Below are 25069 nucleotides of genomic sequence, written 5' to 3'. Positions count from 1 at the left end.
GGTGTGCAATGGCTCTCGATACATGGCTGGCCTTTTTCCTGGCCAGTTGGATCATCTCCCTTTCTCCTGGCGCCGGTGCCATCGCCTCGATGTCTAGCGGCCTACAGTACGGTTTTGTGCGTGGCTACTGGAACGCCATCGGCCTGCAACTGGGCCTGGCGATGCAGATTGCTGTGGTCGCCGGTGGTTTGGGGGCCATTCTGGCGGCCTCGTCTACTGCGTTCTATGCGATCAAATGGTTCGGCGTGGCCTACCTCGTGTACCTTGCCATCAAGCAATGGCGCGCTTTGCCCATGGACATGACCGACGACGCCGCCGTACGCCCGATCGGCAAACCGATGGCGATGATGTTCCGCGGCTTTCTGGTCAACGCCAGCAACCCCAAGGCGCTGGTATTCATGCTGGCGGTGCTGCCGCAGTTCGTGAACCCGCAGGCGCCGTTGTTGATCCAGTACCTGATCCTTGGTGCGACCATGATCAGCGTCGATATGATCGTGATGGCGGGCTACACAGGGTTGGCCTCGAAAGTCTTGCGCCTGTTGCGTACGCCTAAACAACAGAAACGTGTAAACCGCACCTTTGCTGGCTTGTTTGTCGGCGCTGCCGGTTTCCTTGCGAGCCTGCATCGCGCCACGGCCTGACCAAGCGACTGGCTCAAAAATGTGGGAGCGGGCTTGCTCGCGAATGCGGTGCTTCAGTCACTATTTTCTTTGACTGATATACCGTATTCGCGAGCAAGCCCGCTCCCACATTGGTTTTAGGGTGATATGAAATAACACCTTGAGTCGAATCCATTAAAGCTCAACAATAGTGTTACTTCGTATTTCCACTTGAGATTCATTCATGACCGCCCCTTTCCGCTTTCTCGCCTGGCTGGTGTTGCCGGCATTGCTGTCGTGCAGCCTCAATCTGTCGGCCGCGACCGCCGAGGGCGCGCCGCAAGCCCTGCATTTGCTCGACTACATTGGCGCCGACTACCCACCGACGGTAGAGGCGGGCAAGGTGGTGGATGATTCGGAATACCGCGAACAAGTCGAGTTTCTCGGGGTATTGCAGGGGCTGGTGGCGGAGTTGCCAGACAAGCCTGAGCGCGCCGAGTTGGTAAAGGGCGTTGATGAGCTGCTGGCCGCGGTCACTGCCCACCAGGACGGCGCGAGCGTCGCCCGCCAGGCTCGTCAATTGGGCGCCAAGCTGGCCGTGGCGTATGAAGTAAGCCAGGCCCCGGCCATCACGCCGGACCCGACGCGCGGCGCGCCGCTCTACGCCCAGCATTGTTCGGTGTGCCACGGCACAACGGGCGCCGGCGATGGCCCGGCAGGCGTGGGCATGACCCCACCGCCGGCTAACCTGCGCGATGCAACGCGCCTGGACCGCCTGAGCCTCTACGCGATCTATAACACCCTCGGCCTGGGCGTCGAAGGTACCGACATGCCGTCATTCGCTGACCAACTGGACGACCGCCAGCGCTGGGACCTGGCAACCTATATCGCCGGCTTCACGGCCGACCCGGCCGCTGCCAAAGGCGAGCAGACATTCAACCTCGCCGACCTGGCCCGCCAGACCCCCACTGAAGTGCTCGCCGCTGACGGTCCTGACGCTGCCACGACATTCCGCGCCCAGCGTGCGCAGCCGCCGCAGGTTCAGCGTGGCCCCGCGCAGTTGCTCGACTACACTGCCGCCACCCTGGACAAGAGCCTCGCGGCTTTCCGCAACGGCGACCATGAGCAGGCTTACGATCTATCCGTCGCAGCCTACCTGGAAGGCTTCGAGCTGGTGGAAAGCTCCCTGGATAACGTCGATGCCAATGTGCGCAAAGACACCGAGAAGGCCCTGATGGCCTATCGGCAATCGTTGCAGGACGGCTTGCCTATCGAGCAGGTGCAGCAGCGCTTGGATGCAGCCAAAGGCAAACTCACTGAATCGGCTGGTTTGCTGGGCGGCGATGGCCTGAGCTGGTCGTTGAGCTATATCTCCGGCTTGCTGATCCTGCTGCGTGAAGGCCTGGAAGCGATTCTGGTGCTGGCCGCGATCCTCGCCTTCCTGCGTAACACCGGCCAGCAATCGGCGGTGCGCAGCGTCAACGTCGGCTGGGGCCTGGCGCTGTTGGCAGGTTTGGGTACCTGGGCCTTGGCGGCCTATGTCATTGACGTCAGCGGCGCCCAGCGTGAGTTGCTTGAGGGCTGCACGGCGTTGTTTGCCAGTGTGATGGTGCTATGGCTCGGCGTGTGGATGCACGACCGGCGTCACGCGGCGGCCTGGCAGGACTACATCAAGAGCAGCCTGGTGGGCGGCGGTGGGCGTTTCGGGTTTGCCGTGCTGGCGTTCTTCTCGGTATATCGCGAACTGTTCGAAGTGATCCTGTTCTACGAAACCCTGTGGCTGCAGGCCGGCCCTGCCGGGCACAACGCGGTGCTGGCCGGTGGTGCCACGGCGCTGGTGCTGCTGGTGGGCCTGGCCTGGGTGATCTTGCGCGGTTCGGCGAAGTTGCCCCTGGCGCTGTTCTTTGGCATCAACGCCGCGTTGCTGTGTGCGCTGTCGGTGGTGTTCGCCGGGCACGGTGTGAAAGCCTTGCAGGAAGCGGGCATTTTCGGCACGCGGCCAGTGGCGTTCTTTGACTTCGACTGGCTGGGCATCCACGCCGATGCGTACTCGTTGGGGGCACAGGCCGTGGCGATCCTGGCGATTGTGGTGTTGTATGGCCGTAGCCGCCTGACCGAAAAGCACCGGGCGGCGGCGTAGCATGCGCGTGTGGATCGACGCCGACGCCTGCCCTCGGGCGGCCAAGGACCAAGTGGTGAAGTTTGCCCTCAAGCGCCAGTTTGAGGTGGTGCTGGTCGCAGGGCAAAGCCAGATCAAGCCTAGCTTTGCCTGTGTGAAGCTGATCGTGGTGCCCAGCGGGCCGGATGCCGCCGATGATTACCTGGTGGAGCACGCCGTGCCCGGCGAACTGGTGATTTGCAGCGACGTGCCCTTGGCCGATCGACTGGTGAAGAAGGGCATCACGGCCCTCGACCCGCGTGGCAAGGAGTTCAGCCCTGCGAACATGAGCGAGCGGTTGGCGGTGCGCAACCTGTTCACCGACCTGCGCGAGCAAGGCCAGATGGGCGGCGGCCCGCCGCCCCACAGCGAAAAGGACAAGCAGGCGTTTGCCAATGCGCTGGACCGAATTCTTACCCGCTTGATGAAACCAGCCTGACCTGTGGCGAGGGAGCTTGCTCCCGCTGGGCTGTGCAGCAGCCCCAAAGCCGTCGTCAGTGTTTTATCTGAATCACCGCGTCAGCTTAGATGGGGCGGCTTCGCCACCCAGCGGGAGCAAGCTCCCTCGCCACAGGTGCATCCCCATCAGTCGTTTTCGTGGGTTAATTCCAATACCCGATCCACCAGCTTGTTGATGCCGGACGCCACCTCGCTGATGTTCTTGCCCAGCATATAGGCCGGTGTACTCACCAGCTTGCGCGCCTGGTCCTCGACGATATCCTCCACAGTGCATTCGACGTGGGTGGCGCCCATCTTGTCCAGGGCTGCGGCGGTGCTGGCATCGTTGCCGATGGTGCAGGTCACGCCAGGGCCGTAGATCTTGGCGGCCAGGGCCGGCGAAATGCAGATCAAACCCACCGGCTTGCCCGCTTCGGCAAAGGCTTCAGCCAGTGCCAGCACCTGGGGGTTGATGCTGCAGCCGGCGCCTTCCACGGCAAAGTTCGACAGGTTCTTGGCCGCGCCAAAACCGCCCGGCACGATCAGCGCGTCAAAGTCTGCGGCGTTGGCTTGGCCAATATCCTTCACGGCGCCTCGAGCGATGCGCGCGGATTCCACCAGCACATTGCGAGACTCGGGCATTTCTTCGCCCGTGAGGTGGTTGATCACGTGCAACTGCGCAACGTCGGGTGCAAAGCATTCCACTTGAGCGCCGCGCTGGTCCAGGCGCAGCAGGGTGATCACGCTTTCATGGATCTCTGCGCCGTCGTACACGCCACAGCCGGAAAGGATCACTGCAATCTTTTTGCTCATGGGCATTTCTCCTGATTCATGGCGTTAAATGTCTACTAATTTGTAACTTCTTGCCAATGGGAACTCACGTCGCTGCACCTAATCTTGATGTAACAAAAATAGACCGGACTAGCCCATGGACTTTGTGCCTTACGCAGTACCGTTTTTTATTGCCCTGATCGTGGTCGAGTTGCTGGCCGACCGTTGGCGTGGCGTGCGCAACTACCGAGTGGCGGATGCCATCAACAGCCTCAGCACCGGAGTGCTGTCCACCACCACAGGCTTGCTCACCAAGGGCGTGGGCCTGCTGACCTACGCGTTCGCCATCGAGCACCTGGCGCTGTTCGAATTGCCTGCCCAGAGTGCCTGGACCTGGGTGTTTGCCTTTGTGTTCTATGACTTCTGCTACTACTGGCTGCACCGCATGGGTCATGAGCGCAACATACTGTGGGCCGCGCATTCGGTGCATCACCAGAGCGAGGACTACAACCTCAGCACCGCTCTGCGCCAGACCAGCACCGGTTTCCTGCTGAGCTGGATCTTCTACTTGCCCCTGGCGGTGGTTGGTGTGCCACTGGTGGTGTTTATCAGCGTGGCGTCGCTCAACCTGCTGTATCAATTCTGGGTCCATACACGCCATGTTCCCAAGCTTGGCTGGTTCGAATGGTTTTTCGTCACACCGTCCAATCATCGGGCCCACCATGCGCAGAACGCTCTCTACATGGATCGCAACTACGGCGGGGTGTTCATTATTTGGGACCGACTGTTCGGTACCTTCCAGGAGGAAGACGATAACGAACCGGTGATTTTCGGTGTGACCACACCCTTGGCCAGCTGGAACCCGCTGTGGGCCAACCTGCAGTTTTATGCGCAACTCTGGAGTGACGCCCGGCGTACTGAGCGTTGGTGGGACAAGCTGCGTATCTGGTTCATGCGCACCGGCTGGCGCCCGGCGGACGTCAAGGCCAAGTACCCGATGGCCAAGCCGGACCTGAGTCAGTTCCGCAAATTCGAGGTGCCGCTGGATGTGCGCCAACAGGTCTACATCGCCTTGCAGTTTGCGGCCTATGTAGGGTTTGGCAGTTATCTGATGAATTTCGGTGAGGGCTTGCCCTCCACGGCGCTGGTCCTTGGCTGGGGCACGATGGCGCTGGGGTTGTTTACCCTGGGCGTGGCGCTGGAGAATCGCCCATGGGCGCTGAAGGCCGAGCTGGCGCGCCTGGCGCTGAATGTTCCCTTGGTATGGCTGGCGCCGCTGGTGGGGTTGTGGCCCGCCAGCAACCTGGGCTGGCTGGGCCTGGCGAGCTACAGCCTGCTCAGCATCATCGGCCTCTACTGTTGCAGAAGCCGGCTTACTCGGTTGGTGTCTTAGGCGTTTCGACCGAGGCTGGCTCGTTAGCCAGCCGAGCCTTGGCCTCGGCACAGGCTTGGCGGGCGATGCGGGCATTCTTGAAGCGACGGCGCAGCCACAGGCCAAAGCCCAGCACCAGCAAGGCGGCCAATACCCACAACTCGTATTTCTTGACGCTGCCGAGCATTCCTTCCAGCACTGCGCCGAAGTGATAGGCTGCCGCCCCCAGTGCCGCGGCCCAGATCGCCGCGCCAATACCGTTCAGAACCAGGTAGCGCAACGGTGGGTAGCCGGACAGGCCAATCGCCACGGGCATCACCGTGCGCAACCCGTATACGAAGCGGAAACTCAATACCCAGATATCCGGATGCTTGCGGATATGTTCCAGTGCCTTGTCGCCCATCAGTTGCCAGCGCGGCTTGCGCGCCAGCAACTTGCGGCCGTGCTTGCGCCCCATGTAGTACCAGAGCTGGTCGCCGGCGTAGCTGCCAAAAAAGGCAACGACCACCACCAGGTTGATATCCATGTAGCCACGGAACGCCAGGAAGCCTGCGAGTACAAGGATGGTCTCGCCTTCGAAGAACGTGCCGAGAAAGAGGGCAAAGTAGCCGAAGTCATGCAGAAATTGTTGAAGCATGGTCTAGGGTGCTGGCGAAATGAACGCGCAGCCTACGCCTTCACGAAGATTCATGAAAGTATCGAGATGTGTCACGAAGTGAACAATTCCTACGCAAATGACGAATGGGACTACAGGTCGTGTCGATAAGCACAACTGTCATTCATTCGTCATAATGGCCGCTTATAACTGCAACGCTCGCCCGTAAACACGGGCTCAGGAGTCTGTCGTGAGCTTTACCCCTGCCAATCGCCTGTTCCCCGCCACCCGTCTGCGTCGCAATCGTCGTGATGATTTTTCTCGTCGCCTGGTACGTGAAAATGTACTGACCACGAATGATCTGATCCTGCCGGTTTTCGTGCTCGACGGTGAAAATCGCCGGGAAGCGGTGGCGTCGATGCCGGGTGTGGAGCGTCTGACCATTGACCTGTTGCTTGAAGAGGCGGCGAAGTGGGTCGAATTGGGCATCCCGGCGCTGGCGCTGTTCCCGGTGACCCCGGCCGAACTCAAGACCCTGGACGCCGCCGAAGCCTGGAACCCCCAGGGGATTGCCCAGCGTGCCACCCGTGCCCTGCGCGAGCGTTTCCCGGAGCTGGGCGTGATCACCGACGTGGCCCTGGACCCTTTCACCACCCACGGCCAGGATGGCATTCTTGACGAAGACGGTTATGTTCAGAACGACATCACCGTCGATGCACTGGTCAAGCAGGCGTTGTCCCACGCGGCTGCGGGCGCCCAGGTGGTTGCACCGTCGGACATGATGGACGGACGCATCCAGGCGATTCGCGAAGCCCTTGAGCTGGCCGGTCACGTCAATGTGCGGATCATGGCCTACTCGGCCAAATACGCCAGCGCCTACTACGGCCCATTCCGCGATGCGGTAGGCTCGGCGCTGAACCTGGGCAAGGCCAACAAGGCCTCGTACCAGATGGACCCGGCCAATAGCCAGGAAGCCCTGCACGAAGTGGCCACCGACCTGGCCGAAGGCGCCGATATGGTGATGGTCAAGCCGGGGATGCCTTACCTGGACATTCTTTACCGGGTCAAAGAGGAATTCAAGGTGCCGACCTTTGTCTATCAGGTCAGCGGTGAATACGCCATGCACATGGCGGCGATCCAGAATGGTTGGTTGAGTGAAGGGGTGATCCTCGAATCCCTGACTGCCTTTAAACGTGCCGGCGCTGATGGCATTCTGACCTACTTCGCCGCCCGCGCCGCCCAATTGCTTAGAGAGCAACAATAGCCCTCACAGGAACACTCGATGAATACCGAAGGACTCTCAGAAGTTGCCGTAAAAGACGCTCACCCGGTGGTTGAACAAGTCGCCCAGACCCCGCCGGAGCTGGAGCCTGCACCGCCTGCGGTGGTGGCCGAAGCGCCTGCGCCGGCGCCAGCGCCAGTGGTCACCAACCTGGATGACAGCAGCCTGTACATCCACCGCGAGTTGTCACAACTGCAATTCAACATCCGCGTGCTCGAGCAGGCGCTGGATGAGTCCTACCCCTTGCTGGAACGGCTGAAATTCCTGCTGATTTTCTCCAGCAACCTGGACGAGTTCTTCGAGATCCGTGTTGCCGGCCTCAAGAAGCAGATCACCTTCGCCCGTGAGCAAGCCGGTGCCGACGGCCTGCAACCGCACCAGGCCCTGGCGCGTATCAGTGAGCTGGTGCACGGCCATGTGGACCGCCAGTACGCGATCCTCAACGACATCCTGCTGCCGGAGCTGGAAAAGCATCAGGTCCGCTTCATTCGTCGTCGTCACTGGACCGCCAAGATCAAGACCTGGGTGCGCCGTTACTTCCGGGACGAAATTTCGCCGATCATCACGCCTATCGGCCTCGACCCGACGCACCCGTTCCCCTTGCTGGTGAACAAGAGCCTCAACTTCATCGTCGAACTCGAAGGTATCGACGCTTTCGGCCGCGATTCGGGCCTGGCGATCATTCCAGCGCCGCGTCTGTTGCCTCGGATCATCAAGGTACCGGAAGAGGTAGGGGGCGCTGGCGACAACTATGTATTCCTGTCGTCGATGATCCACGCGCACGCCGATGACCTGTTCCAGGGCATGAAGGTCAAGGGCTGCTACCAGTTCCGCCTGACTCGTAACGCCGACCTGGCGTTGGACTCCGAAGACGTTGAAGACTTGGCCCGTGCCCTGCGCGGCGAACTGTTCTCGCGGCGCTATGGCGATGCGGTGCGCCTGGAAGTGGCGGACACCTGCCCGAAACATTTGTCGGACTACCTGCTCAAGCAGTTCAACCTGGCCGAGTCGGAGCTGTACCAGGTCAACGGCCCTGTAAACCTGACGCGCCTGTTCAGCATCACCGGCTTGGACAGTCACCCGGAGCTGCAATACAAGCCGTTCACTCCGCAGATCCCGAAACTTTTGCAAAACAGCGAGAACATCTTCAGCGTGGTGAGCAAGCAGGACATCCTGCTGCTGCACCCCTTCGAGTCGTTCACCCCGGTGGTCGACCTGCTGCGCCAGGCTGCCAAGGACCCGCACGTCCTGGCCGTGCGCCAGACCCTGTACCGCAGCGGTGCCAACTCGGAAATCGTCGATGCGTTGGTGGATGCTGCGCGTAACGGCAAGGAAGTCACCGCGGTGATCGAGTTGCGGGCGCGCTTTGACGAGGAGTCCAACCTGCAACTGGCCAGCCGCCTGCAAGCGGCCGGTGCGGTGGTGATCTACGGCGTGGTCGGCTTCAAGACCCACGCCAAGATGATGTTGATTCTGCGCCGTGAGGCCGGTGAAATTGTGCGTTACGCCCACTTGGGTACCGGCAACTACCACGCCGGCAACGCGAAGCTCTACACCGACTACAGCCTGCTGACATCCGATGACGCGCTGTGTGAAGACGTCGGCAAGTTGTTCAGCCAGTTGATCGGCATGGGCAAGACCTTGCGCATGAAGAAGCTGCTGCACGCGCCGTTCACCCTCAAGAAGGGCATGCTCGACATGATTGCCCGCGAGACCCAGTTCGCTCTCGACGGTAAACCGGCGCACATCATCGCCAAGTTCAACTCGCTGACCGATCCTAAGATCATCCGCGCGCTGTACAAGGCCAGCCAGTCCGGTGTGCGCATCGACCTGGTGGTGCGTGGCATGTGCTGCCTGCGCCCCGGCATTGTGGGCGTGTCGCATAACATCCACGTGCGCTCGATCATCGGCCGCTTCCTGGAGCATACCCGCGTGTTCTACTTCCTCAACGGCGGCGAAGAGCAGATGTTCCTCTCCAGCGCTGACTGGATGGAACGCAACCTCGACAAGCGTGTGGAGACCTGCTTCCCGGTAGAAGGCAAGAAGCTGATCATGCGGGTCAAGAAGGAGCTGGAAAGCTACCTGACCGACAACACCCATAGCTGGAGCCTGCAGTCGGATGGGCGCTACGTGCGTAACACCCCGACCGGCAACCAGAACCCGCGCAGCGCGCAGGCGACGTTGCTGGAGAAGTTGGGTAGCCCGATTCTGACGGTGAACTAGCCCAGGCATACGCAATTCCATGTGGGAGCGGGCTTGCTCGCGAATGCGGTGTGTCAGTCAATGCATCTGGTGACTGATCCACTGCATTCGCGAGCAAGCCCGCTCCCACATTTGTTCTGCAGAATGCTTTTAGATTTGCTTAGCGCAGGTTCAGGCTGAACCCTACCCGCGTCAGCCATTCCGCTTCCTGGGCGAAGTCCGCCTGGGTCAGCTGGTTTTCATCCAGCCAGCCTTTGGGGAACATCACTTCCAGGCTATCGCCATCGGCGTGCAGTTTGACCTGGGGCATTTCCTGGGTGCCGCGGATGTGGTGGAACAGGATTGCAAAGCGCAGCAGCGCACACAGGCGGATCAGCTTGATGCCGTCTTTACCGAACTCGGCAAACTTGTCCTTGGGAATATTGCGACGATGGCCGCGTACCAGCAGCGCGAGCATCTGTTGGTCTTCCCGCGAGAAACCGGCCAGGTCCGAGTGTTCGATCAGGTACGCGCCGTGCTTGTGATAATGGTAGTGGGCGATGTCCAGGCCGACCTCATGCACCTTGGCTGCCCAGCCGAGTAACTCGCGCCAGACGCCGTCTTCCAGGTCCCAGTCCTCGGCCACCTGGTCGAAGGCGTGCAAGGCTTTGCGCTCGACGCGGGCGGCTTGCTCCAGGTCGACGTGGTAACGCTCCATCAGCGAGCTGAGGGTGCGCTCTCGCACGTCTTCATGGTGGTGCCGGCCCAGCAGGTCGTAGAGCACACCTTCGCGCAGGGCGCCGTCACAGTGGTCCATGCGTTGCAGTTCGAGGGCGTCAAAGATGGCTTCGAGAATCGCCAGGCCCGCAGGGAAAATGGCGCGACGGTCGGGCTTGATGCCGTCGAAGTCGATTTTCTCTGCATCCCCCAGCTTGAACAGCTTGCGCTTGAGCCACGCCAGGCCTTCGGCGTTCACCTCACCGGTGCCATGGCCACCGGCCTTCAAGGCCAGGCCAATTGCACGGATGGTGCCGGACGAGCCGATGGCTTCATCCCAGGTCAGGCGATGCAAGGCATGTTCGATGCTCATGATTTCCAGGCGTGCTGCGGTGTAGGCCTGGGCATAACGCGCCGGGGTGATCTTGCCATCCTTGAAATAACGCTGGGTGAAACTCACACACCCCATCTGCAGGCTTTCACGCAGTAGGGGTTCGAAACGCTGGCCGATAATGAACTCGGTGCTGCCACCGCCAATGTCTGCCACCAGGCGTTTGCCGGGCGTGTCGGCCAGGGTGTGGGACACGCCGAGGTAGATCAGGCGTGCCTCTTCACGGCCCGAGATGACTTCCACCGGATGCCCGAGGATTTCCTCGGCGCGATGGATGAATTCGTTGCGGTTGCGCGCTTCGCGCAAGGCGTTGGTGCCAACGATACGCACCGCGCCAGGGGGCATGCCGTTGATCAGTTGCGCGAAACGCTTGAGGCAATCGAGTCCGCGCTGCATGGATTCTTCATTGAGCTTGCGCTCGTCGTCGATCCCGGCGGCCAGTTGCACCTTCTCGCCGAGCCGCTCAAGGATGCGGATCTCGCCGTTCTGGGCCTTGGCCACGACCATATGAAAGCTGTTGGAGCCCAGGTCGATGGCGGCGATCAAGGACAGATTCTTGGCTTGGGATTGCGGCATGGTTTGGGGGTCTCGGTCGATAACCTTGCCATCGTGCCACGATCGACGGCTGGCGCCAACGCGTAGTGCCAGAGGAATTTTCCCCAATCACTCATCAGAAATTGTGAATGCCGCTCGTAGGAGGTGGTTGCGATAGCTGTGTTATTGGGTCAGGAGTCGCTGTAGTTCATAACTTGCAGTGTGCGTAATTTCTGGATGGTCAACTTAGTCCTACATGTGTATGCATATTTGTCTTGGTTTTTTGTGTTTGCTCCTACAGTAAACAATCTAAATGTGGGCCGTTTTCGCAGAGCTGTCTTACGTTGATTGAGGTATTTTTCCGGCTTAATTATTTATGTGTGGCGCCGATACTGCCGGTCGGCAATTAAGCCGTGGCGGTAATTATTTGTCGCTCAGGGCTTGTACAAGGGGGTAGTTATGCGTGTGGGGTTCAACAAGTGAACACCTCACATCGCTGACTATAGGTGCTGTTTTTACATATTCAGGAAATTAAGGTGCTCAGATGAAGAGCAAAGTGTCAGTGCCGGCGGGACTGCTTCTGGCTGCTGTAGATTTAAGCGTCGAAGCAGCCAATCTACGAGTGAAGGGTATTAATGGCCCCGCCCGTTGCAGTTTAACACTATGAGTTCGATGGCAAGCAGCCTGCGCTAGAGCTGTTATTTCCGATAGTTATTGTGTCGGCAGTTTTAGTGATGAGCGATATTGATTTTTTGCTAGCGAATTCATTTCTATGTCTATGCAGGATGTAAGATCATGAAAGTAAAGTTTGTTTTGGTGGCAGGTATGGTGCTTTCGGTGGCTAGTCTGAGTGCTCAGGCCTCAGAGTTGCGCGTAAAGGGGGCCATTGTTCCTGCCAGTTGCAGTTTTACAATGACTAATGCCGTTTTCGATTATGGTGATATCCGGCCGTCGAGCCTAAGCGAAACTCAGTATACGCGTTTGACGGCGAAGTCTACGCCGTTCGCTGTTAAATGCGAGGGAACTGCACTCACTGCGGTTGGGCTCAAGGCAGTGGATAATCGTTCGTCCAGCAAAGTGCCAGGTATCGTTAGCTCAATAGACCAGGGCTACACTGATAACTACAACTATGGATTGGGTTTGTCGTCCAAAGGGCAAAAAATAGGGGGTTATGCCGTACATGTTCAAAACTCTATTGCTGATGGGCGAACCGTCCGTACATTGACTTCCGCAGACAATGGCAATACATGGACGAACTATCGAAGCAACGCGTTGGGTCAAGGCGGCGATGTCATTGCCTGGTGGGGTGGTTCAGGAGCGCAAACACCACTTAAGGTTAATTCGGTATCGGGGAATATTCAGATTATTACCTTTATTAATAAAAAGTCCGCGCTCGATGTGGGCAGTAAAATCGAGTTGGACGGTCACGCAACCTTGGAGCTTCGTTACCTCTAGGCTCCTATTCGTACTTCCTTGATCAGATAATTCGCATCGGTGTGTGGGTGATAGCGCAGGCCTAATTATCATTGGGTTTGATCTGATATTTATCGTTATGTTGAGAGTGCTAAAAATGAATAAGACGATGTTTGTAATGAGTGTCGCGTGCTTGGCGTCCCTTGGTTTTCATGCTCAAGCTGCTGACCTGAGTGTGAAAGGAACGATTGCCCCCGTCAGCTGCAGTTTCACGATAACCAATTCGGTTTTTGACTACGGAAGGATTGATCCGAATTCCCTGAGTCCGACGCGTTATACACAGTTGGCTAAAAAGACAACGCCTTATTCGATCAAGTGTGCCAGCAATGTCAAGACAACGGTGGCGATCAGGGCGTCGGACAATCGTGCAAGCTCTCGAATTCCCGGCATGATGCTCAGTCTTTTTGGCAGTAATTATAAAGATATTTATAACTTCGGATTGGGTGCTACGTCCCAGGGGCAAAAGATTGGTGGGTATCTGATCCACCTACGTAATTCTGTGGCGGACGGTGTGGCGGTGGGGATTGTTGGTTCCGAGAATAATGGCGGATATTGGCATACGAATAGCACCCAAGCCGTCGGCCATACCTCCAACCTTACGGCTTGGCGGGCAGGAAATGTCTACGCACCTATCAAACTTAATACAGTGGCAGGCCAAATTGAAGTGTTGCCTGTTATCAATAAAACATCAGAGTTAAATATGAGTAATCAGATTAATCTGGACGGTCAGGCTACTTTAGAGCTGCGCTATCTATAACTAGGTTCGGAAAGGGGCCGAGCAGAGCCACGCTTTATTAAGCGGGCTTTGTGTCGGCCAATATTTCTTTCGCAAAGCCTGTGCGCACAAGTGGGTAGTGAAGTGATGGTTAAAAGATTTCTTAAATCATGCTTGTTAATAGGTTTTTTCTTGCCGGCGGTGCTGTTCGCCGACGGTATGCGTCCTGATACCACCGTCATTGTGCTACATGAGGCAGAAGGTGAAGTCAGTATTAACGTCACCAATACGGATACCAGTCCGGCACTGCTGCACTCGGTTATCGAGGATGTCCCGGAAGACACCGAGCAACTGATTGTTGTTACCCCACCGGTCACACGTGTGGATGCAGGAGAGCGTCAGATGGTGCGGTTTCTTTCAATAGGCACCGAACCACTCAAGACCCAGCGCCTGAAGCGTGTGTCCTTCGAAGGAATTCCTCAGGCACAACCTGGTTCCGGTGCGACCATTGGTATCAGCCTTCGGCAGAACCTTCCGCTGATCCTGCATCCCAAAGGCTTGCCAAAGAACGATGCGCCTTGGGAGCTACTGACCTGGCATCTTCAGGCCAACGTCTTGAGTGTGCGCAACGACAGCCCCTACGTAGTTCGCTTGGCGGCAGACGTCCGTCTTAATCCGCAACGAGTGACGGCCAGCCTTGCTCGTACCTACGTGCTGCCTGGCGAAGTATTGCAGGTGGCCTTGGACAAGCCTGTACCCGGTGCGACCTCGGTCACCCTTGAACCCGCGACCGTCTACGGCTTCGCTGTCGATAGCTACGATGCGCTGCTCATCACGAATGCGCCGTGACCGTTCATGAACACAACCAATGGCAGTTTCGGTGCAGTTCCCGACGACTTGAATCATGTACAAAAGCGTGAGGCGCTTTTCAGGCGAAGCGGGCTGAGCCTGTCGGTGTGCATGGCAATGATGGCGGTGGTGGTCACGGATGCTTCTGCCGCCCGTGTATCGAGCATTTCCGGGTTCGACTTGGAAACGCTGCAGGCGCGGGGTATCAGCCCTTCGGTTGCCCACTATTTTCGTCATGCGCCACGTTTCAGTGAGGGTGTGAGGGTCGTGGACCTGCACGTCAACGGTGAGCGGATAGGCTTGACGGATGCTCGGTTCGATAAAGAAGGTGAGCTATGCTTTACCCGTAGTTTGCTTGATCGTGGCAGCTTGCGGGTACCTTCCTCGGTGATCGACAAAAGTGTCCCCCCCGAGCAAGCCTGTCATGACTTCAAAGCCGAATACCCTGAGACAGTAACGACATTGCGTCCTGGCAACGAAGAGGTGTCGTTGGTGGTGCCTACGCAAGCGCTGCGAGACGTTCAGCGAGACTCCGGCAGCTATGCGCGCGGAGGCACGGCAGCGCTACTCAATTACGACGTCCAGGCAATCAACAGTCATTCCAGGGCGGATACCTATCGGTATCTTTCAGCCTCCACAGAGGTGGGCTTCAATTTTGGCGATTGGATTGCCCGCAGCCGCCAGCTTTATATTTCCAACGATCGCCGCACAACGGCCGAACACCTTTTCGCCTATGCACAACGGGATTTCTTGCCTTTGGCTTCGACCTTCCAGGCCGGTCAGATATCGAGTAATAACCCGGTGTTTGGGGGAGTACAACTGACGGGCGCGCAGATTTTTCCCGATGGTATTGAAAGTGGTGGCAGTCACAATGGCGTGGTAGTCGAGGGGCGAGCCCTGAGCCAGTCAAGGGTGGAAGTACGGCAATCCGGCGCGTTGATCTATACCACGGTCGTTCCTGAGGGGCCTTTTACGCTGACCAATCTGCCCTTGCTCAACGGCACCAGTGACCTTCAGGTCACGGTGATAGAGACCCAGGGCGGGCAGCGCAGTTTTATCGTGCCGGCTGCTACGTTCCGCGCAGTGGTTCCCTTGAAGTCTGGATATACAGCTTCTTTGGGCAAGATCCGCGAGGTGGAGGGGAGAGGGGCCAAAGAGCCCCTGCTGGCCATGGCCAGTGGTACGTGGGCTGTGGGCAAGGACAGCGCGGTCAGCGCAGGGGTACAAGGTACCGATAGCTACAATGCGGTGGGGCTTGCCCTGGACAGCAGCTTTTCCCAGCGCTTTTCCCTGGGGGTGCGTAACAACTTGTCCCGGGATCATTCAACAAACGTACAAGGCGCGCGCAACAGTGTGTCTGTGAGCGTCGGCCTGCCTGCGAATGTACAGATGTCCTTGAGTGCCACTGCGCAGACACCGGGCTATCGTGACGTCATCGATACAGTGACGCCTCATGTAAACGATGTGGATGGTTCGCGATTCAAGAACCAGTACACCGTAGGATTCAGTTGGGCGGACCCTCAGTTGGGTGGCTTCTCCATCGGTTATAACCGGGGGGCCGATTTCAAGAGCCGGATTACCCAGAATACCTACGGCACGTGGAACAAGAGTTTCAGATATGCCAGTGTCGGTGTAACCGTGGACTCTCAGATTGGCCAGTCCAACAGTGCCGATGACCGGAACGATGACGGACTGGGTATTCGACTGCAGGTCAGTGTTCCCCTGGGCCGTGATCGGAGCCTCAGCGCATTCGCTCGACGTCAGGGAGAGCGCTCCAGTATCGGCACTGCCTATGATGAGCGTGTCGACGAGACGCTGAACTACCAGATACGCAGCGACAGAGACTTCGCAGGGCATCGTGAGCACACCCTGGGCGGCACGCTCAACGCGTCTTCTCGTTACGCGCAAGTGGGGCTGGGGCTGAATCGTGACTCGTCCAGCACCAGTTACTCCGGGCAATTGCAAGGGGCGGTGGTCGCCCATTCTGAAGGTTTCACATTGTCGCCGTATCGGGTTGAGGACACGTTTGGCGTGGTCTCGGTGGGCGAGGTTGCCGGTGCTCGTCTTACCACACCTCAAGGGCCGGTTTGGACCGACCCGTGGGGCAAGGCTGTGATCGCCAGTTTGCCGGCTTATCAGTCGAGCGTGTTGGAGCTGGAAGGCAAAAGCCTACCTCGCCAGATGGATATCAAGAACGGTACCAAGGTCCTGGAAGCGGGCCGTGGGTCCTTCAACAGGGTCGATTTCGAAGTAATCAACGTGCGCCGGGTACTGCTGCGCGCTACGGATATACACGGCAAACCATTGCCTCAGGGCGCTGCCGTGCTGGGGCCAGAAAATGCATTGCTGACCACGGTGGTTGGGGATGGGATGATTTTTCTCAGCAACGTCGACGCGCCCCAGGCCCTTAAAGTCTCTTCCAGCACAGTGTCCTGCGCGCTGCAGCTCGACCTTCCGGAGCAAACCTATAATGGCAAATTCTACGAAACCGCTTCGGCGGTCTGTCGGTGAGATGGCCCGCATGAACGAGTGGCGTATCGGGTGCCTCAAAGGCTTGGGGCTGTTGTTGAGCTGCCTTTTACTGGCAGCGCCGGCAAGTGCTGCGAACTGCCGCCTGTCCCTGAGCCAGCCCATCATCGATTACGGCCTGCTTCGCCCAGGCGAACAGCTCGAAAATCGGGGTGCTTCGCTGGGAAAGCGTATGGTACGTCTGAACGTGATCTGCGTGGAGGCTGCGGTGATTGCGCTACGTTTTCAAGGCGTGCCGGCCAATGAGACTGGCTACAGGTTCGGCCGCCAGGGCTTTTTCAACCTGACGCTTCAGCATCCTCAACTCGACGGTAAACCCATCGAGTTAGCGCAATGGCACAACCCTACCGAACGGGACGCCCAGCTACGCCCAGGCCAATCTCTGGTAGTGCTGGTCGGCGGAGTCCCTGCGAGAGGCCACGCTTTTTCGGCGCAGGTGCAAGTAGACACCTGGCTATCGAGCGCAGCCACTGCTGTTGGCAATAAAACCACATACGAGGGCAATGGGCGTTTCGAGCTGGTGTCCGGTGGCTGAGTCCTCAGGCAGGTGATCCATGGCTGCCGATGAAGTTTGCCAGCTCGGCAGATTGCGGATGTGCAAACAGCACTTTCGGATCGCCCACTTCATGCACCTTACCCTGGTGCATGAACACCAGCTTATCCCCAACCTCCCGGGCAAAACGCATCTCGTGGGTCACCATGATCAGGGTCATGCCGTCTTTAGCCAGTTGGCGCACCACGCTGAGCACTTCATTGACCAGCTCAGGGTCCAGGGCCGATGTGATTTCATCGCACAGCAGCACTTTGGGTGACATGGCCAGTGCGCGGGCAATGGCGACTCGCTGTTGCTGGCCACCGGACAGTCGATCAGGGAAAGCGTCGAACTTCTCGCCCAGGCCTACCCGTTCCAGCATCTGCTTTGCCAACTGCACCGCTTTGGCCTTTGGCACTTTCTGCACCACTTGCGGCGCCAGCATCACGTTCTCGCCCACGGTCAGGTGCGGGAACAGATTGAATTGCTGGAACACCATGCCGACCTTCTGCCGCAGGCTGCGCAGGTCGGCGCGGGCCGCGTCGAGGTATTCACCATCGACTTCGATGACGCCGTCGTTGATCGACTCCAGACCATTGAGGGTGCGCAGCAAGGTGGACTTGCCCGAGCCGCTGCGGCCGATGATTGCCACCACCTGGCCTTCGTCCACCGTCAGGTCGATGCCCTTGAGCACGTGGTGATCGCCGTAATACTTATGCAGGGCAGAAATTCTAAGCAGAGGCATGCAGTCTCCTTTCCAGGTAGCGCGCACTGAGGGACAAGGGGTAGCAAAGCAGGAAGTAACCGAGGGCCACCAGGCCATAGACCATGAAGGGTTCGAAGGTGGCGTTGGCGAGCATGCCGCCCGTCTTGGTCAGTTCGGTGAAGCCGATGATCGAGGTCACGGCGGTGCCTTTGACCACCTGCACCGAGAAGCCCACTGTCGGCGCGACAGCAATACGTAGCGCCTGGGGCAAGATCACGTAGCGCAGTTGTTCAAGCGGGTTGAGGGCCAGGCTGGCCGAGGCTTCCCATTGGCCGTGGGCAATGGAGTCGACGCAGCCGCGCCATATTTCAGCCAGGTAAGCGCTGGTAAACAGGGTCAACGCAATCGCCGCTGCCAGCCAGGGCGATATGTCCACGCCGAGCAGGGCAACGCCGAAAAACACCAGGAACAGCTGCATCAGCAGTGGCGTGCCCTGGAACAGTTCGATATAGGCGCGGGCAATGTTGCGTGGGAACGCTTTGCGGCTGATGCGCAGGGTCATCACCAGTAAGCCGATCAGGCCGCCGCCCACAAACGCCACTAGTGATAGCAGCAGCGTCCATTGCAGGCCGGTAAGCAGGTTGCGCACGATGTCCCAAAACGAAAAATCACTCATCGGCTGTTCCTCATGACAAACCGTCGGCCGATCCAGTTGAGCAACTGGCGAATCATCAGCGCCATGCACAGGTACACCAGCGTGGTCAGGGCATAGGTTTCAAAGGCACGGAAATTACGTGACTGGATAAAGTTGGCGGCAAAGCTCAGCTCTTCAGTCGCGATCTGCGAACACACCGCCGAGCCGAGCATCACGATGATGATCTGGCTGCTCAGGGCTGGCCACACCTTGCCCAGGGCTGGTAGCAACACCACATGGCGGAACGCCTCGAAGCGCGTCATTGCCAGCGCCGCGGCCGCTTCCAGTTGCCCCCGTGGGATGGCCTGGATACCCGCACGTATGATCTCGGTGGAGTACGCCCCCAGGTTGATTACCATCGCCAGCACGGCGGCTTGCCATTCGGTGATTTTCAACCCCAGGGACGGCAGTCCGAAGAAGATGAAGAACAGTTGCACCAGGAACGGCGTGTTGCGGATCAACTCGACATACACACCAAAGAGCCACGCAAACGGCTGGATCTTCCACGCCCGTACCACGGCGCCGACAGTGCCCAGGGCCACACCGAGGGTGGCGCCAATGGCCGTCAGCTCAAGGGTGAACAGCGCGCCACGCAGGAGCAGGTCGGTATTGGCCAGCACCGGCACAAAGTCGAATTGATAGGCCATCGTTGAGCTCCGCGTCAGAGGTCGGCAGGCAGCGGTTCTTTGAGCCACTGCATGGCGTTTTTCTCCAGGCTACCGTCAGCCTTGGCTGCGACCAGGATCTGGTTGACCTTTTCCAACAGCGCCGGCTCGTTCTTGTTCACGCCCACGTACACCGGCGAGTCCTTGAGCTTCACCTTCAGCGCGGGTACGCGTTTGGGGTTGCGCTCGCTGATGGCCACCATGACCACGTTGCCGCTGGCGATCAGGTCGACCTGGCCGGCCAGGTAGGCGGCGATGGTGGAATTGTTGTCTTCAAAGCGCTTGATCGTGGCTTCCTTGGGCGCTACCGCTGTCAGCTCGATGTCCTCGATGGCGCCACGGGTCACGCTAATGGTCTTGCCCTTGAGGTCGTCGAGGCTGGCGATGGCGGCGTCAGGCGGCCCAAACACGGCGAGGTAGAACGGCGCGTAGGCGTTGGAAAAGTCGATGACCTTTGCGCGCTCGGGGTTCTTGCCCAGGCTGGAAATCACCAGATCGACCTTGCCGGTGGTGAGAAACGGGATGCGGTTGGTGCTGTTCACCGGGGTCAGTTCCAGCTTGACCTTGAGTTGGTCGGCCAGCAGCTTGGCGGTGTCGATGTCCAGGCCACGGGGTTGCATGTCAGGGCCCACCGAGCCAAACGGCGGAAAGTCCTGGGGGACGGCAACCTTGAGCGTGCCACGAGCGACGATGTCATCCAGACCATTCGCCTGGGCGGGTGCCTGGCTCAGCATAAGGCTGGCAAACAGGGCAGTGAGCAGGGCGCTGTAGCGCTTGGTCATGGCAACTCTCCGGAAAAGGCGAAGGAATTTTCTGAGTTTGCCCAGTGCACAGCCCATGCCAGCATCGTTCGGATCGTCTGCAAGGCTGATGTTTATTGAGATGCACAGGTCTTACTGGTCTGAACAGTTGCCAGGGTTTTCGCACCCTTTTCGAGCGCTGACAAAAAGCTGCGAGCCCCTTTGGGGCGTGGCTTGCAGCCGGCCATAAATAGTTTTACAACGGGTCACGCAGCTATCGGGAACCTGTGCTTTTTATGAATTCCATTGCCCAAGCCGTACCGGAAGCGGCCTTGCAGGCCATCCGCAAACTCATCAAGGAGCAAGGCTTCGGGCCGGGCGATGCGTTACCGTCCCAGCGCGACCTGGCCCTGCAATTGGGGGTGAGCCGGGCGTCGTTGCGTGAGGCGCTGTCATCGCTTAGCGCCTTGGGCGTGGTCAGTGTGCAGCCGGGCAAGGGCGTGTTCGTGCAGGACGTGCAAGAAGCGCCCGGGTTTGCCTGGCCCTTCGCGGCGCAGGCTACGCCGCCGGATATCTTCCAGCTGCGCTACGCATTGGAGGGGTTTGCGGCGGGGTTGGCAGCAATGGCACTGACCATCGAGGCGCTGGACAGCCTGGAGGATAATGTCGAAGCCATGCACAGAGTGCTCAAGGCGCGTGACTTCGAAGCGGCCGCTCGCCTGGACTTCGAATTTCACCAGTGCATTCTGCTGGCCAGCGGTAACCAGGCAATGGTGAGTATCCTCAGTGCCAGTGCCGAGGTGTTTTTGGAGAGTCAAAAACTACCGTTCATCCGGCCGGAGCGGGCCATGGAAACCTGGCAGGAACATCGCAGGATCCTGCGCGCCCTGGCCCGCCGCAACAGTACGACGGCGCAGAAAACCATGCAGGAACATATACGTAATGCTGCGTTGCGCACGGGCATTGCGTTCGTGACGCCCGTTACGTCGTGAGTGGGGTCATACCCACACTCATTCAACTTCATAGCAAGACTCAATCAGACGCGGCTTCCTGAACAGGGGAAGGGCGGCTATGATGGGCAACGTTTTTTTTGCTTACAATCCGGAGACATCCATGAGCAACGATCTTATCAAGCACGTCACCGACGCGACCTTTGAGGCCGAAGTACTCAAGGCTGCCGGCCCGGTGCTGGTTGACTACTGGGCTGAATGGTGCGGCCCTTGCAAAATGATCGCTCCGGTCCTGGACGACATTGCAACCACCTACGAAGGCAAGCTGACCGTTGCCAAGCTGAACATCGACGACAACCAGGAAACTCCGGCCAAGCATGGCGTACGTGGTATTCCTACGCTGATGCTGTTCAAGAACGGCAATGTTGAAGCGACTAAAGTGGGCGCGCTGTCGAAGTCCCAGTTGCAAGCTTTCCTCGACGCGAACATCTAAGCGTCGTCAAAAAAGCCCCGCAAATAGCGGGGCTTTTTCGTAAAGCAGGGCTAGACGCTCCGAAATCCAGGTGGTACATTCGGCCCCGCAGTGGTTTCTCCACTGCCCCCTGCAAGCCGTCGCCGACGCATTCCTTTTCGATTAGTACGCGATCCTGTCGCCTTCTCTGCGGCGCGGCCTCATTAAGCCAAAAGCTTAATTTCCCCCCTCCATAAATGATTACGTCATTCCTATATGAATCTGACTGAACTCAAGCAAAAGCCGATTACCGACCTGCTCCAACTGGCCGAAGAAATGGGCATAGAAAATATGGCCCGTTCGCGCAAGCAGGACGTGATTTTCTCTCTGCTCAAGAAGCACGCGAAAAGCGGCGAGGAAATCTCCGGTGATGGCGTGCTGGAGATTCTCCAGGACGGCTTCGGCTTCCTCCGCTCTGCAGACGCGTCCTATCTCGCCGGCCCAGATGATATCTACGTCTCGCCGAGCCAGATCCGTCGCTTCAACTTGCGCACTGGTGACACCATCGTTGGCAAGATCCGTCCTCCGAAGGAAGGCGAGCGTTACTTCGCCCTGCTCAAGGTCGACACGATCAACTTCGACCGCCCAGAGAACGCGAAAAACAAGATTCTCTTCGAGAACCTGACCCCGCTGTTCCCGACCGTGCGCATGAAGATGGAAGCCGGTAACGGCTCCACCGAAGACTTGACCGGTCGTGTGATCGATCTCTGCGCTCCGATCGGCAAAGGCCAGCGTGGCCTGATCGTCGCACCGCCGAAAGCCGGCAAGACCATCATGCTGCAGAACATCGCCGCGAACATTGCACGTAACAACCCTGAAGTTCATCTGATCGTGCTGTTGATCGATGAGCGTCCGGAAGAAGTGACCGAGATGCAGCGCACCGTGCGCGGCGAAGTGGTTGCCTCGACGTTCGATGAGCCGCCAACCCGCCACGTGCAGGTTGCCGAAATGGTGATCGAAAAGGCCAAGCGCCTGGTCGAGCACAAGAAAGACGTGGTGATCCTGCTCGATTCCATCACGCGTCTGGCCCGTGCCTACAACACCGTGATCCCGAGCTCCGGCAAGGTGCTGACCGGTGGTGTCGATGCCCACGCCCTGGAGAAACCAAAGCGTTTCTTCGGCGCTGCGCGGAACATCGAAGAAGGCGGCTCGCTGACCATTATCGCCACCGCGCTGGTTGAAACCGGCTCGAAGATGGACGAAGTGATCTACGAAGAGTTCAAGGGTACCGGCAACATGGAACTGCCTTTGGACCGCCGCATCGCTGAAAAGCGTGTGTTCCCGGCGATCAACATCAACCGCTCCGGCACCCGCCGCGAAGAGTTGCTGACCGCAGACGACGAACTGCAGCGTATGTGGATCTTGCGCAAGCTGCTGCACCCGATGGACGAAGTTGCGGCCATCGAGTTTCTGATCGACAAGCTGAAAACCACCAAGACCAACGACGAGTTCTTCCTGTCGATGAAACGCAAGTAATACAGCGTTTCAGGTCCAAAAAAATGGCGTCCTTAATGGGACGCCATTTTTTTTGCGTCGAGATTCTGCGATTTTTGTGGCATAAGTATCCGTTAAGTAACAAAAATTGACGCGTGACTTCGCTCATCCCTTTCGTCGCAGACTGACCACATTCTTATGACCACCCTTGCTTACCGCAGAGACATCGATGGCCTGCGTGCCATTGCTGTCCTTGCAGTCGTGTTGTTCCACTTTGGTGTCCCTGGCATTACTGGCGGTTTTGTTGGCGTTGACGTCTTCTTCGTCATCTCAGGTTTCCTGATCACGTCAATTATCTGGCGTGAGCGTCAAGCTGGACGCTTCAGCTTCATCGACTTCTGGGCTCGTCGAGCCCGGCGTATCTTGCCGGCCCTGTTTGTGATGATCGCCGCGACACTGGCAGTGGGTTGGTTTCTGTTGGCGCCCAAGGACTATGAGGAGTTAGGGCGGTCTGCGCACTATCAGGTGACCTTTACGTCGAACCTGTTGTTCTCGCGTCAGCATGGCTACTTTGATGCCTCATCCGACATCAAGCCCTTGCTGCATACCTGGTCGCTTGCAGTAGAAGAGCAGTTCTATATTTTCTTCCCATTGCTGCTGACGTTGCTTTCCAGTCGGTTGAAGCACTGGCGCCTGGCATTGTTCGCGGTACTGTTGGTGTCGTTTGGCATGAGCGTCTGGGCGGTTCAGCATGAGCCGCAGAAAGCCTTCTTCCTGTTGCACCTGCGGGCCTGGGAACTACTGGCCGGTGCAATGCTGGCGGTGCAGCCCAAGCGTGAATGGCGCGCCTCGCCGGCCTTGGCTCAAGGGGTCAGCCTGGCTTCCCTGGCATTGATCCTCATCGCTGTGCTGGGCTACGACGCGAAAACGCCGTTCCCAGGTGCGACCGCGTTGTTGCCCGTGCTGGGGGTGGTCGGGTTGATCTGGGCCAACGGCCAGCAACAGACCTGGGTCGCTCGCCTGTTGGGCACACGGATCATGGTGGGTATCGGGCTGATCTCTTATTCCTGGTACCTCTGGCACTGGCCGGTGTTCGTGTACGCCAACTATGCCGCGGTGGATGGCTTGAGCGCGCTGGAGCTGGCGGGGCTGATGCAGCTTTCGCTGGTGCTGGGCTATCTGTCCTGGCGCTTCGTGGAAACGCCGTTCCGGGAAAAACGTTTGCTGGCTTCGCGTAATGCGATTCTGGCGTCAGCCATGGTCGGCATTCTGGGGCTGGGCTTCACTGGTCTTGCGATACGCGAAGCTGACGGCGTGCCTTCGCGCTTGTCCGAACAGGCGTTGCGTTTTGCCCAGGCCAAGAAGTGGAGCCCTGACCTGCTGGCGTGCATGGCCGACAAAGATACGCCCGATGAACGCTTGTTCTGCCATTTCGGCCCGAAAGGCCAATCTGTTTCAGCGCTGGTATGGGGCGACAGTCACGCCACCGCGCTGATACCCGCACTCAAAGAGGGCGCTGATCGCCACGATATCAGCCTGGTCGAAGCCAGTTTTGCCGGCTGTATTCCCCTCGATGGCCTGGAGAATATTGCCCGCTGCGCGCATTTCAATCGTCGCGTCGAGAAGGCCATGTCCGAGCAGGCTTTCAGCGATGTGGTGTTGGCCGCCCGCTGGAGCCTGTATGTGTACGGGCAAATGTCCGGTGACAAGGAGCATGCGCTCAAAGACCCCGGCACCGGCCAGTATGTGCGTGCCGTCGCCGAACAACGCTTTGCCCAGGGCTTGCGCGAGCGCATCCAGGGCTTGCGCGCTGCCGGGCACAAGGTCTGGCTGGTCAAGGAAGTGCCGCTGCAGGAAATCATCGTACCTTACCGTCTCAGCCGCCTGGCCATGATGAACCGCCCCGTGGACGGTGAAGGGCTCGCCGTGGCCGAGCATGTAAAGCGCCAGGCCTTTATCACGCACTTGTTTGATGAGTTGGCGGCGGCCGACAGCGGTGTCGCGGTGCTGGACCCTGCACCTTTGCTGTGTGGCACCGACGGTGTATGCCGGGTCGAACTCAATGGCCGAGCGCTGTATACCGACGATAACCACCTTTCAGACGTCGGCGCGCGACACATCGAAGCCTTCCTGGAGCCGTTGTTCAGTTCGTTGCAATCACGCGGATTGACGGCCAATTAAGCTGCCAGCCGCCCTCAGAGCAGGTAGGATGTACGCCTATTTTACGGGTGGC

22 protein-coding genes are annotated in these 25069 nt (G+C 58.6%); 15 read left to right on the top strand and 7 right to left on the bottom strand.

What is annotated here, in order from left to right:
• Positions 1 to 8 precede the first annotated feature (8 nt).
• From HBO10_RS07540 to HBO10_RS07530, 3 genes are all read left to right on the top strand, one after another.
• Complete coding sequence (locus HBO10_RS07540; protein ID WP_005792425.1) at positions 9 to 641, top strand: LysE family transporter; 633 nt, start codon at positions 9 to 11, stop codon at positions 639 to 641.
• A gap of 202 nt (positions 642 to 843) precedes the next feature.
• The gene (locus HBO10_RS07535) at positions 844 to 2739 is read left to right on the top strand and encodes an FTR1 family protein (protein WP_034129033.1); all 1896 of its coding nucleotides are present in this window, start codon (positions 844 to 846) and stop codon (positions 2737 to 2739) included.
• A 1-nt stretch (position 2740) separates the two neighbouring features.
• Entirely contained in the window at positions 2741 to 3196 is a 456-nt protein-coding gene (locus HBO10_RS07530; protein ID WP_034129032.1) for a YaiI/YqxD family protein, read from the top strand.
• A gap of 146 nt (positions 3197 to 3342) precedes the next feature.
• On the opposite strand, the gene elbB is transcribed toward HBO10_RS07530, so the two are convergent.
• Entirely contained in the window at positions 3343 to 4008 is a 666-nt protein-coding gene (gene elbB, locus HBO10_RS07525) for an isoprenoid biosynthesis glyoxalase ElbB (protein WP_034129031.1), read from the bottom strand.
• Positions 4009 to 4123: 115 nt separating this feature from the next.
• On the opposite strand from elbB, the gene HBO10_RS07520 reads away from it, so the two are divergent.
• Positions 4124 to 5359 (top strand): sterol desaturase family protein, encoded by a 1236-nt coding sequence (locus tag HBO10_RS07520; RefSeq protein ID WP_034129030.1) that lies wholly within the window; start codon positions 4124 to 4126, stop codon positions 5357 to 5359.
• Here HBO10_RS07520 and HBO10_RS07515 read toward each other — a convergent pair.
• Positions 5340 to 5975: a DedA family protein gene (locus HBO10_RS07515; RefSeq protein WP_034129029.1), complete on the bottom strand. Its 636-nt coding sequence runs from the start codon at positions 5973 to 5975 to the stop codon at positions 5340 to 5342. The genes HBO10_RS07520 and HBO10_RS07515 overlap by 20 nt on opposite strands.
• Positions 5976 to 6183: 208 nt before the next feature.
• Here HBO10_RS07515 and hemB point away from each other — a divergent pair, with 208 nt between their 5' ends.
• Positions 6184 to 7197 (top strand): porphobilinogen synthase, encoded by a 1014-nt coding sequence (gene hemB, locus HBO10_RS07510; RefSeq protein ID WP_034129028.1) that lies wholly within the window; start codon positions 6184 to 6186, stop codon positions 7195 to 7197.
• A gap of 18 nt (positions 7198 to 7215) precedes the next feature.
• Positions 7216 to 9438 (top strand): polyphosphate kinase 1, encoded by a 2223-nt coding sequence (ppk1, locus tag HBO10_RS07505; protein ID WP_034129027.1) that lies wholly within the window; start codon positions 7216 to 7218, stop codon positions 9436 to 9438.
• 139 nt (positions 9439 to 9577) lie between these two features.
• Here the strand turns inward: ppk1 and ppx are convergent, their stop codons facing one another.
• Positions 9578 to 11080 (bottom strand): exopolyphosphatase, encoded by a 1503-nt coding sequence (ppx, locus tag HBO10_RS07500; protein WP_003195352.1) that lies wholly within the window; start codon positions 11078 to 11080, stop codon positions 9578 to 9580.
• A 753-nt stretch (positions 11081 to 11833) separates the two neighbouring features.
• Here ppx and HBO10_RS07495 point away from each other — a divergent pair.
• From HBO10_RS07495 to HBO10_RS07475, 5 genes are all read left to right on the top strand, one after another.
• Positions 11834 to 12493, top strand: coding sequence for a DUF1120 domain-containing protein (locus HBO10_RS07495; RefSeq protein ID WP_034129026.1), 660 nt, complete (start codon positions 11834 to 11836; stop codon positions 12491 to 12493).
• A 115-nt stretch (positions 12494 to 12608) separates the two neighbouring features.
• Entirely contained in the window at positions 12609 to 13268 is a 660-nt protein-coding gene (locus tag HBO10_RS07490) for a DUF1120 domain-containing protein (protein ID WP_157717968.1), read from the top strand.
• 90 nt (positions 13269 to 13358) lie between these two features.
• Positions 13359 to 14075 carry a fimbria/pilus chaperone family protein gene (locus tag HBO10_RS07485; protein ID WP_230633880.1) on the top strand — a complete coding sequence of 239 codons (717 nt, stop codon included), beginning with the start codon at positions 13359 to 13361 and terminating at the stop codon, positions 14073 to 14075.
• Positions 14076 to 14192: 117 nt separating this feature from the next.
• Positions 14193 to 16586 carry a fimbria/pilus outer membrane usher protein gene (locus HBO10_RS07480; RefSeq protein ID WP_275941720.1) on the top strand — a complete coding sequence of 798 codons (2394 nt, stop codon included), beginning with the start codon at positions 14193 to 14195 and terminating at the stop codon, positions 16584 to 16586.
• 10 nt (positions 16587 to 16596) lie between these two features.
• A complete protein-coding gene (locus HBO10_RS07475; RefSeq protein WP_034129076.1) occupies positions 16597 to 17139 on the top strand; it encodes a hypothetical protein in 543 nt (180 codons plus the stop codon).
• 4 nt (positions 17140 to 17143) lie between these two features.
• Here the strand turns inward: HBO10_RS07475 and HBO10_RS07470 are convergent, their stop codons facing one another.
• From HBO10_RS07470 to HBO10_RS07455, 4 genes are read right to left on the bottom strand one after another with little or no spacing between them, the layout of a single operon-like run.
• Positions 17144 to 17881 carry an amino acid ABC transporter ATP-binding protein gene (locus HBO10_RS07470; protein WP_034129024.1) on the bottom strand — a complete coding sequence of 246 codons (738 nt, stop codon included), beginning with the start codon at positions 17879 to 17881 and terminating at the stop codon, positions 17144 to 17146.
• On the bottom strand, positions 17868 to 18518 hold the full coding sequence (locus HBO10_RS07465; protein ID WP_034129023.1) for an amino acid ABC transporter permease: 651 nt from the start codon (positions 18516 to 18518) through the stop codon (positions 17868 to 17870). The genes HBO10_RS07470 and HBO10_RS07465 overlap by 14 nt, the downstream gene beginning before the upstream one ends.
• Complete coding sequence (locus HBO10_RS07460) at positions 18515 to 19183, bottom strand: amino acid ABC transporter permease (protein ID WP_034129022.1); 669 nt, start codon at positions 19181 to 19183, stop codon at positions 18515 to 18517. The genes HBO10_RS07465 and HBO10_RS07460 overlap by 4 nt, the downstream gene beginning before the upstream one ends.
• A gap of 14 nt (positions 19184 to 19197) precedes the next feature.
• Positions 19198 to 19983, bottom strand: coding sequence for a transporter substrate-binding domain-containing protein (locus tag HBO10_RS07455; protein ID WP_034129021.1), 786 nt, complete (start codon positions 19981 to 19983; stop codon positions 19198 to 19200).
• A gap of 254 nt (positions 19984 to 20237) precedes the next feature.
• On the opposite strand from HBO10_RS07455, the gene HBO10_RS07450 reads away from it, so the two are divergent.
• The 4 genes from HBO10_RS07450 to HBO10_RS07435 all read left to right on the top strand — a co-directional run bounded on the left by HBO10_RS07450 (position 20238) and on the right by HBO10_RS07435 (position 25017).
• Positions 20238 to 20933 (top strand): FCD domain-containing protein, encoded by a 696-nt coding sequence (locus tag HBO10_RS07450; RefSeq protein WP_034129020.1) that lies wholly within the window; start codon positions 20238 to 20240, stop codon positions 20931 to 20933.
• A 121-nt stretch (positions 20934 to 21054) separates the two neighbouring features.
• The gene (trxA, locus tag HBO10_RS07445) at positions 21055 to 21384 is read left to right on the top strand and encodes a thioredoxin TrxA (protein WP_034129019.1); all 330 of its coding nucleotides are present in this window, start codon (positions 21055 to 21057) and stop codon (positions 21382 to 21384) included.
• 234 nt (positions 21385 to 21618) lie between these two features.
• Positions 21619 to 22878 (top strand): transcription termination factor Rho, encoded by a 1260-nt coding sequence (gene rho, locus HBO10_RS07440; protein WP_003176825.1) that lies wholly within the window; start codon positions 21619 to 21621, stop codon positions 22876 to 22878.
• A gap of 156 nt (positions 22879 to 23034) precedes the next feature.
• Positions 23035 to 25017 carry an acyltransferase family protein gene (locus HBO10_RS07435; protein ID WP_034129018.1) on the top strand — a complete coding sequence of 661 codons (1983 nt, stop codon included), beginning with the start codon at positions 23035 to 23037 and terminating at the stop codon, positions 25015 to 25017.
• Positions 25018 to 25069 lie beyond the last annotated feature (52 nt).

Source organism: Pseudomonas sp. WS 5503, assembly GCF_012985385.1.
GTDB lineage: Bacteria > Pseudomonadota > Gammaproteobacteria > Pseudomonadales > Pseudomonadaceae > Aquipseudomonas > Aquipseudomonas paracarnis.
Note: the sequence above shows the minus strand (reverse complement) of the source record. Positions and strands in the feature narration are given on the sequence as shown.

What these genes read in the sequence shown, in the direction of transcription:
- HBO10_RS07540 (WP_005792425.1), top strand. Translation starts at nt 9, where the DNA reads ATGGCTCTCGATACATGGCTGGCCTTTTTCCTGGCCAGTTGGATCATC.
- HBO10_RS07535 (WP_034129033.1), top strand. Translation starts at nt 844, where the DNA reads ATGACCGCCCCTTTCCGCTTTCTCGCCTGGCTGGTGTTGCCGGCATTG.
- HBO10_RS07530 (WP_034129032.1), top strand. Translation starts at nt 2,741, where the DNA reads ATGCGCGTGTGGATCGACGCCGACGCCTGCCCTCGGGCGGCCAAGGAC.
- elbB (WP_034129031.1), bottom strand. Translation starts at nt 4,008, where the DNA reads ATGAGCAAAAAGATTGCAGTGATCCTTTCCGGCTGTGGCGTGTACGAC.
- HBO10_RS07520 (WP_034129030.1), top strand. Translation starts at nt 4,124, where the DNA reads ATGGACTTTGTGCCTTACGCAGTACCGTTTTTTATTGCCCTGATCGTG.
- HBO10_RS07515 (WP_034129029.1), bottom strand. Translation starts at nt 5,975, where the DNA reads ATGCTTCAACAATTTCTGCATGACTTCGGCTACTTTGCCCTCTTTCTC.
- ppk1 (WP_034129027.1), top strand. Translation starts at nt 7,216, where the DNA reads ATGAATACCGAAGGACTCTCAGAAGTTGCCGTAAAAGACGCTCACCCG.
- ppx (WP_003195352.1), bottom strand. Translation starts at nt 11,080, where the DNA reads ATGCCGCAATCCCAAGCCAAGAATCTGTCCTTGATCGCCGCCATCGAC.
- HBO10_RS07495 (WP_034129026.1), top strand. Translation starts at nt 11,834, where the DNA reads ATGAAAGTAAAGTTTGTTTTGGTGGCAGGTATGGTGCTTTCGGTGGCT.
- HBO10_RS07490 (WP_157717968.1), top strand. Translation starts at nt 12,609, where the DNA reads ATGAATAAGACGATGTTTGTAATGAGTGTCGCGTGCTTGGCGTCCCTT.
- HBO10_RS07480 (WP_275941720.1), top strand. Translation starts at nt 14,193, where the DNA reads ATGATGGCGGTGGTGGTCACGGATGCTTCTGCCGCCCGTGTATCGAGC.
- HBO10_RS07475 (WP_034129076.1), top strand. Translation starts at nt 16,597, where the DNA reads ATGAACGAGTGGCGTATCGGGTGCCTCAAAGGCTTGGGGCTGTTGTTG.
- HBO10_RS07470 (WP_034129024.1), bottom strand. Translation starts at nt 17,881, where the DNA reads ATGCCTCTGCTTAGAATTTCTGCCCTGCATAAGTATTACGGCGATCAC.
- HBO10_RS07465 (WP_034129023.1), bottom strand. Translation starts at nt 18,518, where the DNA reads ATGAGTGATTTTTCGTTTTGGGACATCGTGCGCAACCTGCTTACCGGC.
- HBO10_RS07460 (WP_034129022.1), bottom strand. Translation starts at nt 19,183, where the DNA reads ATGGCCTATCAATTCGACTTTGTGCCGGTGCTGGCCAATACCGACCTG.
- HBO10_RS07455 (WP_034129021.1), bottom strand. Translation starts at nt 19,983, where the DNA reads ATGACCAAGCGCTACAGCGCCCTGCTCACTGCCCTGTTTGCCAGCCTT.
- HBO10_RS07450 (WP_034129020.1), top strand. Translation starts at nt 20,238, where the DNA reads ATGAATTCCATTGCCCAAGCCGTACCGGAAGCGGCCTTGCAGGCCATC.
- trxA (WP_034129019.1), top strand. Translation starts at nt 21,055, where the DNA reads ATGAGCAACGATCTTATCAAGCACGTCACCGACGCGACCTTTGAGGCC.
- rho (WP_003176825.1), top strand. Translation starts at nt 21,619, where the DNA reads ATGAATCTGACTGAACTCAAGCAAAAGCCGATTACCGACCTGCTCCAA.
- HBO10_RS07435 (WP_034129018.1), top strand. Translation starts at nt 23,035, where the DNA reads ATGACCACCCTTGCTTACCGCAGAGACATCGATGGCCTGCGTGCCATT.